General features: G+C 64.2%; 9 protein-coding genes. 4 read left to right on the top strand and 5 right to left on the bottom strand.

The window, feature by feature from the left end; genetic code table 11:
• Positions 1-1,105: NDMA-dependent alcohol dehydrogenase (locus RWT78_RS23995; protein ID WP_314681436.1), on the bottom strand; the 1,105-nt coding region annotated here is incomplete at its 3' end.
• Positions 1,106-1,271: 166 nt separating this feature from the next.
• On the opposite strand from RWT78_RS23995, the gene RWT78_RS24000 reads away from it, so the two are divergent.
• Positions 1,272-2,132 carry a fused MFS/spermidine synthase gene (locus RWT78_RS24000; protein ID WP_314681439.1) on the top strand — a complete coding sequence of 287 codons (861 nt, stop codon included), beginning with the start codon at positions 1,272-1,274 and terminating at the stop codon, positions 2,130-2,132.
• Positions 2,133-2,141: 9 nt separating this feature from the next.
• On the opposite strand, the gene RWT78_RS24005 is transcribed toward RWT78_RS24000, so the two are convergent.
• The 3 genes from RWT78_RS24005 to RWT78_RS24015 form a co-directional block, all read right to left on the bottom strand.
• Positions 2,142-5,156: a bifunctional [glutamine synthetase] adenylyltransferase/[glutamine synthetase]-adenylyl-L-tyrosine phosphorylase gene (locus tag RWT78_RS24005; RefSeq protein WP_314681440.1), complete on the bottom strand. Its 3,015-nt coding sequence runs from the start codon at positions 5,154-5,156 to the stop codon at positions 2,142-2,144.
• Complete coding sequence (locus RWT78_RS24010; protein WP_003941637.1) at positions 5,153-6,493, bottom strand: glutamine synthetase family protein; 1,341 nt, start codon at positions 6,491-6,493, stop codon at positions 5,153-5,155. The genes RWT78_RS24005 and RWT78_RS24010 overlap by 4 nt, the downstream gene beginning before the upstream one ends.
• A 107-nt stretch (positions 6,494-6,600) precedes the next feature.
• A complete protein-coding gene (locus RWT78_RS24015) occupies positions 6,601-8,172 on the bottom strand; it encodes an alpha/beta hydrolase (RefSeq protein ID WP_003941633.1) in 1,572 nt (523 codons plus the stop codon).
• Between the two features lie 207 nt (positions 8,173-8,379).
• Between RWT78_RS24015 and panB the strand changes: the two genes are divergently transcribed.
• From panB to pip, 3 genes are read left to right on the top strand one after another with little or no spacing between them, the layout of a single operon-like run.
• Positions 8,380-9,249 carry a 3-methyl-2-oxobutanoate hydroxymethyltransferase gene (panB, locus tag RWT78_RS24020; protein ID WP_007735454.1) on the top strand — a complete coding sequence of 290 codons (870 nt, stop codon included), beginning with the start codon at positions 8,380-8,382 and terminating at the stop codon, positions 9,247-9,249.
• A gap of 51 nt (positions 9,250-9,300) precedes the next feature.
• Complete coding sequence (locus RWT78_RS24025) at positions 9,301-9,738, top strand: hypothetical protein (RefSeq protein ID WP_007735455.1); 438 nt, start codon at positions 9,301-9,303, stop codon at positions 9,736-9,738.
• The gene (gene pip, locus RWT78_RS24030; protein ID WP_054186669.1) at positions 9,738-10,730 is read left to right on the top strand and encodes a prolyl aminopeptidase; all 993 of its coding nucleotides are present in this window, start codon (positions 9,738-9,740) and stop codon (positions 10,728-10,730) included. The genes RWT78_RS24025 and pip overlap by 1 nt, the downstream gene beginning before the upstream one ends.
• A 4-nt stretch (positions 10,731-10,734) precedes the next feature.
• Here the strand turns inward: pip and RWT78_RS24035 are convergent, their stop codons facing one another.
• The gene (locus RWT78_RS24035) at positions 10,735-10,896 is read right to left on the bottom strand and encodes a hypothetical protein (protein ID WP_314681446.1); all 162 of its coding nucleotides are present in this window, start codon (positions 10,894-10,896) and stop codon (positions 10,735-10,737) included.
• Positions 10,897-10,904: the final 8 nt, after the last annotated feature.

The following is a 10,904-nucleotide window of genomic DNA, read 5'->3' on the forward strand; positions in this document are numbered from 1 at the left end:
CGATCATCCCGCGCAGATTCTTTCCTTCGAGCATGTCGGCGTACCCCTCGTTGATCTCCTCGAGCTTGTAAGTCTTGGTCACCAACTCGTCGAGTTTGAGTGCGCCGCTTCGATAGTGATCGAGCAACTTGGGAATCTGGGACCGTGGCCCTACCCCGCCGAAGATGGCTCCCTGCAAACGCTTCTGCAGAAGGGTCAGCTCGAAGAGGCTGAGCGTCACCTGCGAATCTGCGTAATGCCCCATTCCGACGACCACGACCTGGCCACCCTTGCCCGTCGCGCTGAGCGCGGGCTGAATGATGTCGCCGTGAATCTCGCCCACGGTGATCACGGTGACGTCGGCCATCTTGCCCCAGGTGATCTCGCCGATCACCGGTAGCGCTTCCTCGAGGGAGGCAAAAGTGTGTGTGGCGCCGAATTCCTTTGCCTTGTCGCGCTTGAACTCGACGGGATCGATCGCGATCACAAATCGTGCTCCGGCGGACGCCGCACCCTGCACCGAGTTGATTCCGACGCCGCCGACGCCGACGACCACCACCGTGTCGCCGACCTTGGCTCCACCGATCGCGGTGGCCGATCCCCAGCCGGTGGCAACACCGCAGCCGAGCAAGGCCGCTTTGTCGAGCGGGATGTCCTTCTCGATTTTGATCACCGACGCCTCGTTGACGGTCACGTACGGCGAAAATGTTCCGAGCAGGCACATCTGGATGACCGGCTCGTCGTCGAGGGTGACGCGGTACGTCTTGTCGGAGATCGCCTGCCCGGTCAACAGGCCGGCTCCCTCGTCGCAGATGTTCTGCAGACCCTTCGCACAGGACGGACAACGTCCGCACGCCGGGATGAAGGCGAGAACCACGTGGTCGCCTTCTTCGACGCTCGCGACACCCGGGCCGACCTTCGTCACCACTCCGGCGCCTTCGTGCCCGCCCAGGGCCGGGTAGAAGGGCAGCGGGCTGGCGCCCGTACGCAAATGTTCGTCCGAATGGCACAGCCCCGATGCGGCGAGTCGGACCTGCACCTCACCCGAGACCGGGTCCCCCAGCTCGACCTCTTCGATCTCCCACGCCTGACCTGGCGCCTTGACTACCGCTGCCTTGACCTTCACCTGCACTCCTCGAAATTCTTCGTGATGCACGGACGACGAAAGAACGCGCCGGCATTTGTGTCGCCGATCACACTCCATGTACGAGTGTGCCTGAAGTAGCCCGAGAATACCGTCGGTCCGTGTGCCTTTTTGGTAGTGGGCACTACCAAAAAGGCGCACGGCTAACATGGACACAGTGGCCAAGGGAACTCGCAAGACCAGAACTCGCAGCAGTGCTCCCGAGCGAGGCGAGTCCGGTCCCGTCTCCGGCACTTTCCCCATCGATACCGGGACGTGCGAGCTTGTCCGCGATCAGTACTCCGATGACAGTTGGATCATCCAGATCAACGGAGTGCCCAGTTCCCACGTGAACGTCGCGGATCCCACGGTGCTCGATTTCGAATACATGCGGTGGATCGCGCATCTGGTCGATTCCGAACGTGACAAGGCCGAGCGTCTGCGGGTCCTGCATCTCGGCGGCGGTGCCTGCTCCATGGCCAGATATTTCGCCGCCACTTACCCCGACGCACGTCAGGTGGTGGTCGAAATTGACGGCGCTCTGGCAGAACTCGTGCGCGATTGGTTCGACCTTCCGCGCGCACCACTGCTGCGCATTCGTGTCGGCGAGGCCCGCGCCGTCACGGAAACTCTCACCGAGTCCACCCGCGATCTCGTGATACGAGATGTCTTCGCCGGCAGCACAACTCCGACACCATTGACGACGGCGCAATTCACCACCCACGTACGACGCGTGCTCGCACCGGGCGGTATCTACATCGTCAACTGCGGCGACACCCCGGATCTCCAGGGCGCGCGCAGCGAGGCCGCAACGATCGGCGCACAGTTCGAACACATGGCGATCATCGCCGATCCCGCGATGCTCAAGGGCCGCCGCTACGGCAACATGATCATCGCGGGCAGCGACGTACCGATCGGCGGGCAACCCGCGCTCGCGCGCGAGCTACTCGGCGGAGGAGTTCCCGCCCACGTGTGGCAGGACGCCGAAGTCCGCAAGTTCGCCGCGAATGCGCCGGTTCGCCAAGACTGAGCGAAAACGCTACTCCCCGCCGAAGACCCTCTCCACCACTGCTTTTGCCCGACGCGTGATGCGCAGGTAGTTGTCGAGGAATTCCCCTGCGTCGTCGCCGTATCCAGCGACCTGCGCCACCGCCGCGAGGACGCGTCCGGGACCGGGAAGCTGATCTGTCGGCTTCCCCCGCACCAGAACGAGGCAGTTGCGTGCCTTCGTCGCGGTGATCCAGGCGTCACGCAGCAGTTCGACGTCACCTTCGCTGAGCAGTTCCGCGGCCCCGATGGCGTCGAGAGTCTCGAGCGTCGACGTGTTGTGCAGCGACTCGATCTTGTCGGCATGGCGTAGCTGCAGCAGTTGCACAGTCCACTCGATGTCGGCCAAGCCGCCGCGACCCAGTTTCGTGTGCGTCGCCGGATCGGCTCCGCGCGGGAGCCTTTCGGAATCGACTCGCGCCTTGATGCGCCGGATCTCGCGCACCGCCGCATCACTGACGCCGCCCTCGGGGTAGCGGGTCTTGTCGATCATGTGCAGGAACCGCAGTCCCAGTTCAGGATCACCGGCAACCGGGTGCGCACGAAGCAGCGCTTGAATCTCCCACGCCTGAGCCCACTTCGCGTAGTACGCGTCGTAGGACTCGAGAGTGCGCACCATCGGACCGTTACGGCCTTCCGGACGTAGTCCGGTATCGACTTCGAGCGGCGGATCGGTACTCGGTGCCCCGAGGAGCTTGCGGACCTTGTCGGCAATGCTGTTGGCCCACTTGACCGCAACGGTCTCATCGGCGCCCTCACGAGGTTCGCACACGAACAGCACGTCAGCATCGGATCCGTAGCCGAGTTCCCCGCCGCCCAATCGGCCCATGCCGATGACGGAGAAACTGGCGGGAGCCTCGGTCCCGAGTTCGGTGACGCTGGCCTTGATCACAGCGGAGAGCGACGCGTTGAGCACCGCAGCCCAGACCGAGGACAGCGCCTTGCAGACTGCGGGAACATCGAGCATGCCGAGGATGTCGGCCGAAGCGATGCGGGCAAGTTCGTGTCGGCGCAGCGAGCGGGCCGCGGCAACAGCACGATTCGGATCACTGTGTCGACCGGAGGCGGTGAGGATCCCGCGAGCCACATCCTCGGGCTTCGGCTCGACCAGGCGCGGTCCACTCGGCGAATCCGCGAACAAGCGAATCACGTCGGGAGCCTTGATGAGCAGGTCGGGTAGGTACGCCGACGAGCCCAGCACGGTCATCAGACGCTCGGCCACCGCAGCCTCGTCGCGGAGCAGGCGCAGGAACCACGTCTGGTCGACGAGCGCGTCCGAGAGCCTGCGGTAAGCGAGCAGCCCGGCATCGGGATCCGGTGTGTCCGCGAGTGATTCGAGCAGAGTCGGCAACAGGAGCGCTTGAATGCGACCCTTGCGTGAAGCGCCACTCGTCAGTGCAGTCAGATGCCCGAGAGCATGCTCGGGTGCCGTGTAACCGAGAGCGGCCAACTGGCGAACCGCGGCTTCTGGCCCCAGGACCAGTGCTTCCTTGTCCATCCGCGCCACCGATTCGAGAAGCGGGCGGTAGAACAACTTGGCGTGCAGGCGGCGAATCCGATGCGAATTCCGCTTGATCTCGGCGCGCAGGACTCCCAGGGAATCCAGACGACCGTCGGGTCGCATGTGCGCGGCGCGGGCCAGCCAACGCAGCGCTTCCTCGTCGTCCGGCGGCGGCAGGGTGTGCGTGCGCTTGAGCTTCTGTAACTGCAGACGGTGCTCGAGCAGACGCAGGAATTCGTACGACGCAGTCAGGTTGGCGGCGTCGTCGCGGCCGACGTATCCACCCGCCGCCAATGCAGTCAGTGCATCGACGGTGCTCTGGACATGCAACGAACTGTCAGCGCGCCCGTGCACCAATTGCAGGAGTTGGACGGCGAATTCGACGTCGCGCAAACTTCCGCGGCCGAGTTTGAGTTCGCGCTCACGCAGTTCGGGGGGAACCATTTCCTCGACGCGTCGACGCATGGCCTGGACTTCGGGGACGAAGTCCTCGCGCTCGGAGGCGATCCACACCATCGGGCTCATCGCCTCGGAGTACTGGCGACCGAGCTCCATGTCGCCGGTCATCGGACGAGCCTTGAGCAGTGCCTGGAACTCCCAGGTCTTGGCCCAGCGCTTGTAGTACGTGATGTGGGATTCGAGGGAGCGAACCAATTCTCCGCGCTTGCCTTCGGGCCGCAGCGCAGCATCGACCTCGAAGAATGCGGAGGTACCGATACGCATCATCTCACCGGCAACGCGACTGGCCGTCGCATCGGCCGGTTCGGCGACGAACACCACGTCGACGTCGGAGACGTAGTTCAGCTCGCGCGCACCACATTTGCCCATGGCGATCACGGCGAGCCGGATCGGACAGCTGCCCTCGGGACACACCGTTGCGATGGCCACCGCAAGTGCAGCGGTCAGCGCGGCGTCGGCCAGATCGGAAAGCTGGTGCCCCACAGTCTGATACGGAACTACGGGTTCGTTCTCGACGGTCGCCGCAAGATCAGCCGCAGCCAGCAGCATCAACTGGTCCTTGTAGCTCTTACGCAGAGCAACAACAGCTTCCGGTCCGGTCACGGTGGCGCGGTAGGTCAATGAACCTTCGGTGGCACCCTCGTCGACAGTTGCACCCACGACCTCCAGCAACGCTGCGGTCGCCTCGTCCTTGGTCGGCAGAGCGGTGCCGTCGAGCAGTTTCCAGCCGATCGGATCCGCGGCCAGGTGGTCGCCGAAGGCCGACGACGCACCCACCAGTGCGAACAAACGGCCGCGCAGGCTCTTGTCCTTGCGAAGGGCCTGATCGAGTTCGCGCCACCCGTCGCCGAGCCCGTCCTTGATCCGCACAAGGGTGCGCAGAGCGAGGTCGGCGTTCGCGGCACGCGACAGCGACCACAAGAGTTCGATGCTCTCGGCGTCGACCCAACCGAGCTGACGCAACTCGTCGGCAGCGGTGGGCTCGACCAGCCCGAGTCGACCCGGTCCTGGAACTGCTGATCTCGCAGCGGGCGGTTTCACCGTCACAGACCGAGGTAGGTCTTGAGCTCGAACGGCGTCACGTGGCTGCGGTATTCCTCCCACTCACGACGCTTGTTGCGCAGGAAGAAATCGAAGACGTGTTCGCCGAGTGCTTCGGCCACGAGCTCCGACTTCTCCATCTCGCGCAGAGCGCTGTCCAAGTTGCTCGGCAGTTCCTTGTAACCCATGGCGCGGCGCTCGGCGGAGGTCAACGACCACACGTCGTCTTCTGCCTCGGGCGGCAAGGTGTAGCCCTTCTCGATGCCGCGAAGACCGGCAGCAAGCAGGACCGCGAAAGTCAGGTACGGGTTGCAAGCCGAGTCTGGGCTACGGATCTCGACGCGGCGCGAGGACGCCTTGTTGGGCGTGTACATCGGAACGCGGATGAGAGCCGATCGGTTGGACGGGCCCCACGACGCGGCAGTGGGCGCCTCTCCCCCGTGAACGAGTCGCTTGTACGAGTTGACCCACTGGTTCGTGACCGCACTGATCTCGTTGGCGTGCTCGAGGATGCCGGCGATGAATGCCTTGCCGGTCTCGGAGAGCTGCATCGGATCGTCCGGATTGTGGAAGGCGTTGGTATCGCCCTCGAACAAGCTCATGTGGGTGTGCATCGCGGAGCCGGCCTGATCGCTGAACGGTTTGGGCATGAAGCTCGCCCGAACGCCTTCACCGATCGCGACCTCCTTCACGACGTACCGGAACGTCATGACGTTGTCGGCCATCGAGAGGGCGTCGGCGTAGCGCAGATCGATCTCCTGCTGACCCGGCGCGGCCTCGTGGTGGCTGAACTCGACCGAGATGCCCATCGACTCGAGTGCGTCGATGGCATGGCGGCGGAAGTTCGGAGCCGAATCGTGGACGGCCTGGTCGAAGTATCCACCCGAGTCGGCCGGGATCGGCGGAGTGCCGTCGATCGGACCGTTCTCCAGAAGGAAGAACTCGATTTCCGGGTGAACGTAGCAGCTGAAGCCCAAATCGCTGGCCTTGCTCAACTGGCGACGCAGGACGTGGCGCGGATCTGCCCACGACGGCGAACCGTCGGGCATCGTGATGTCGCAGAACATGCGCGCGGAATGTTGCGCACCGTCTTTGTGGGCCCACGGCAGGATCTGGAATGTCGAGGCGTCGGGCCGAGCGACGGTGTCGGCTTCGGAGACTCGTGAGAATCCCTCGATGGCGGAACCGTCGAATCCGATTCCCTCCTCGAAGGCGCCTTCGAGTTCGGCGGGGGCGATCGCCACCGATTTGAGGTACCCGAGAACATCGGTGAACCACAAGCGGACAAACCGAATGTCGCGCTCTTCCAGGGTACGAAGCACGAATTCTTTTTGGCGATCCATGCACGCGAGACTAAGCAAGCCACGTTAAATCTGTGTTACATCAGTGGTCCCGGTTAACAGAGTGATTGGTCACCATCGAATAGGCGCAGCGTACGGCGTCGCGCCGGTTAACATGTCAGACCCTCTTCCGGTGCCTTCAAGTAAACGAAGTAGTCGACGACGGCATCGTCGACGCAGGAGTTTCCGTCCAGAACCACCGTGTGTTGGGTTCCGTCGAACGTGATCAGGGCAGCGCCCAACTGCTTGGCGAGATCCACTCCGGCCTGATACGGCGTTGCCGGATCCTGCGTCGTGGAGACGACGACCAACTGAGGCAGGCCGGCATCGGCGAGCGCCTGGGGGTCGAGCGCGTGAGGGCTGCCGGTAGCCGGAACGGGCCAGAACGCGCACAGGTCGAGCGGCGCTTGACCCGTCCCGCGGCCGTCGTCGAGGAACGGCGCCGCCTCGCGGTACCGAGTGTCGGATTCGCCGGCCTCGGCGCGGTCGGTGGTTGCCGGATCGTCCACGCAGCGAATGGCGTTGAACGCGTCGTTGATGTTGGAGTAGCTGCCGTCGTCTTCACGGCCTTCGTACATGTCGGCGAGATTGAGCAGCGAGTCGCCGCGTCCGTCGGCCAGACTCGACAGACCTCCACGCAACGGAGTCCACAACTGCGGCGAATACAGGGCCTGCTGGACGCCGGTGATCGCGTCGGAATAGCTCAGCCCGCGTGGATCGGTGGTCTCCGCCGGCTTCTCGATCAGCGGATCGACGAGTGCCTGGAAGCGTGCCTGCGCCTGCGCCGGATCGTCACCCAACGGGCAGTCCGTTCGCGAGACACAGTCGGCGACGAAGGCGTCGAATGCGCCCTGGAAACCCTGCCCCTGCAAGACCACCTCGTCGACCGGATCCTGCTCGGGGTCGAGCGCGCCGTCGAGGACCATCGCTCGGACGTTCTGCGGAAAGGTCTCGGCGTAAGTGGATCCGAGCCGGGTCCCGTACGAGAACCCGAGGTAGTTCATCTTCGGATCGCCGAGAACGCCCCGAATGACGTCCATATCTCGCACCACCTCGTAGGTACCGACATGAGCGAGGAACTCCGTACCGGTCCGCTCGGCGCACTTGGCTGCGTAGTCCTTGCTGTCCGCCTCGGCGAGAGCGATGCCCTCCGGCGTCATGTCGACGTTGACCTCCGCGCGCTCCGCGTCGATCTCCTCCGGCGTCAGACACCGAACCTGCGGCGTCGATGCCCCGATCCCCCGCGGATCGAAGCCGATCATGTCGAAACGTTCCTGCAATTCGGTGCCCGAACCCGAGGTCGCCATCGACAGCCCGGACCCACCCGGCCCGCCGGGGTTCAGCAACAGTGAGCCGATGCGGTCGCCGGTTGCCTTCGAACGCGAGATCACCACCTTCGCGGTGTCGCCGTTCGGATTCGCGTAGTCGACGGGAACGCTCACCTCGGCGCAGTCGACCCCACGCCCCAGCGGCGCAGTTCCTTCTTCGACGAATTGGTCGCACGAACCCCAGTCGAGCGTCTGCTCGTAGAATTTCTCGAGGCCGGACGGCACCGCGGACGCGGCAGAACCAGCAGGTTCCACTGATTCGGGCGTGCCTTCCGAACTGGTGCAACCGACAACCAACACGAGCACTGCTGCGCTTCCAGCGAGGGCACCGGAGAGGCGAACGAACTTCGACATGCCATCGATGGTGCCAGGAAACCGCGATAGCCAGCGGTTCGCCTCGTCTCGGCACCTACCTGATACGCGCGCGGTGATGTGACCCATTGCACCCCGTCAACTATTCGTGTCGGCGATGTCCGGTGGCAGACTGAACACGTCATCACCCACACCCGGGGACCCGAAAGCGATCAACGCTCAGGGCCTCGAGGCCAGAAAGGGACAACGATGTCCGAAACACCTCTCTACGGTTCTGTACCCAGTGCAGTTTCTGTACCCACTGCAAGCTCTACTGATGCACCGAAGCGTAAGACGCGCATTCACCACCTCGCCGAGATGAAGCAGAACGGCGAACGCTGGTCGATGCTCACCGCTTACGACTACTCCACGGCGCGCATCTTCGAAGACGCAGGCATCCCGGTGCTGCTCGTCGGCGACTCTGCCGCCAACGTCGTCTACGGCTACGACACCACCGTGCCGATCACCGTCGACGAACTGCTCCCGCTCGTGCGTGGCGTCGTTCGCGGCGCGCCGCACGCACTCGTCGTCGCCGACCTCCCCTTCGGCACCTACGAGGGTTCCGCCGAGCAGGCCCTGGCGACTGCCACACGGTTCATGAAGGAAGGCCTCGCACACGCCGTCAAGCTCGAGGGCGGCGAGCGGATGAGCAAGCAGATCGCGGCAATCACCTCGGCCGGCATCCCCGTCATGGCTCACGTCGGATTCACCCCGCAGAGCGTGAACTCGCTCGGTGGTTTCCGCGTCCAGGGTCGCGGCGACGCGGCCGAGCAGCTTGTGGCGGACGCCATTGCAGTCCAGGAAGCCGGGGCGTTCTCTGTCGTCATGGAAATGGTTCCGGCCGAGATTGCGGGCCAGGTCAGCCGCAAACTCACCATCCCCACCGTCGGCATCGGGGCCGGTTCCGAATGCGACGCTCAGGTACTCGTCTGGCAGGACATGGCGGGTTACACGAGTGGTAAGACAGCCAAGTTCGTCAAGCGTTTCGGTAACGTCGGTGACGAACTGCGTTCCGCAGCCGCAGCCTATGCATCAGAAGTTCGCACTGGCGCTTTCCCGGCCGCAGAACACAGTTTCTGATCCGAGACCGGCGAACGCCGCCTGTCTCTCAACCAGCCAGGGGTGCGTTCAATGATCGGTAACCGTCGAAGTTCTACTGCCGCAGCTGTAGTCGGCGCGGCAGCTCTCGTCACGGTGCTGAGCGGATGCGCGGGAGGGTCCACCAACTCTCCCGCGCCCAGCAGCACTACGCCCGCGAGTTCCACCACGACGGCGCCGGCAACAACCGCGTCCGGTTCGACGTTCACCGACGCTCAGGTCCAGCAGTTGTGCTCGGATATGGAAGGGCAGCTGCAGAACTGGCGGACCGTCACTCCGACGCTCGGCAAGGGCGGACTGAACACGATCGTCATCACGTGGGCGACGCAGAACGGCATCAACCTGCTCGATCTCGCTCAGAACCGCGAAAGCATCGACGCGGCAACCTCAGCCGCGTGCCCCGACGTCCGGAGCGGCGCGATTTCCGCACTCGAGATCCCCGATCTCGCCTCCGGCCTGGTGGGCTTCTGATGACCGACACGTCAGCCACTTCAGGGCAGCCGTCGACTCTCCGGAGTCTGTATCCCCCGATCGAGCCTTTCGTCACCGGCTTCCTCGATGTCGGTGACGGCCAGAGCATGTACTGGGAAGTCAGCGGAAATCCGGACGGCAAGCCGGTGGTGTTCCTGCACGGTGGCCCCGGCGGTGGTGCGCAACCGGCGGTACGCCAGTTCTTCGATCCGGCCGCATACCGCATCGTTCTACTCGACCAGCGCGGCTGCGGGCGGTCCACCCCTCACGTTGCCGACGGCGCCGACCTGTCGGTGAACACGACGGACAAGCTGCTGGCCGACATCGAAGCCCTGCGCGAACATCTTTCGATCGACAAGTGGATGGTTTTCGGCGGGTCCTGGGGTTCCACGCTGTCCATCGCCTACGCCGAAACGTTTCCTACGCGCGTCACTGAGCTGGTCCTGCGCGGGATCTTCCTCCTGCGTCGTAGCGAGATCGACTGGTACTACAACGGCGGCGCGGGAAACATCTTCCCGGAGCGCTGGGACAAATTCCTCGAACCTGTACCCGAGGCGCAGCGCGGCGAAGACCTCGTCGCGGTCTATCACCAACTGCTCCATTCCGAAGACCCCGCCGTCGCAGCCCGGGCAGCGATCGCCTGGTCGGCTTGGGAAGGATCGACGAGCTACCTGTACCCACAGGCGGACAAGATCGAACAGAACTCCGAGACCCGGTTCGCCTTGGCTTTCGCCCGTATCGAGAACCACTACTTCGTCAACGGCGGGTTCTTCGACGAGAACCAACTCCTACGCAAAAGCTCCGCACTGCACGGCATTCCGGGGACGATCGTCCAGGGCCGCTACGACGTCGTCTGCCCGGCCACCAGCGCCTGGGCGCTGCACAAGGCGTGGCCCGAATCCAAGCTCGTGATCGTCGACGACGCCGGACACTCCGCGATGGAGCCCGGCATCGCACATCACTTGGTGGAAGCCACCGATTCTTACCGGTAGCTCGCTACGCCGGGAACGTGAACTCCACCGTCCGTTTGACGGTGTCGACGGCGGTGAGTCGCACCTTTGCGCGCTCACCGTCGTCGGGCGTTCCGACGCATTTCGCAATCACGGCGATCGACGGGACAAACACTTCCGCCGAGCGCTTTCCGTCCTTGGCGCGCATCACCACTG

This window comes from uncultured Rhodococcus sp. (assembly GCF_963525155.1).
GTDB lineage: Bacteria > Actinomycetota > Actinomycetes > Mycobacteriales > Mycobacteriaceae > Rhodococcus_F > Rhodococcus_F qingshengii.

Excerpts from the sequence above, each read along its gene's own strand:
- RWT78_RS24000 (WP_314681439.1), top strand. The coding sequence starts at position 1,272 with ATGGACACAGTGGCCAAGGGAACTCGCAAGACCAGAACTCGCAGCAGT.
- RWT78_RS24010 (WP_003941637.1), bottom strand. The coding sequence starts at position 6,493 with ATGGATCGCCAAAAAGAATTCGTGCTTCGTACCCTGGAAGAGCGCGAC.
- RWT78_RS24015 (WP_003941633.1), bottom strand. The coding sequence starts at position 8,172 with ATGTCGAAGTTCGTTCGCCTCTCCGGTGCCCTCGCTGGAAGCGCAGCA.
- panB (WP_007735454.1), top strand. The coding sequence starts at position 8,380 with ATGTCCGAAACACCTCTCTACGGTTCTGTACCCAGTGCAGTTTCTGTA.
- RWT78_RS24025 (WP_007735455.1), top strand. The coding sequence starts at position 9,301 with ATGATCGGTAACCGTCGAAGTTCTACTGCCGCAGCTGTAGTCGGCGCG.
- pip (WP_054186669.1), top strand. The coding sequence starts at position 9,738 with ATGACCGACACGTCAGCCACTTCAGGGCAGCCGTCGACTCTCCGGAGT.
- RWT78_RS24035 (WP_314681446.1), bottom strand. The coding sequence starts at position 10,896 with ATGCGCGCCAAGGACGGAAAGCGCTCGGCGGAAGTGTTTGTCCCGTCG.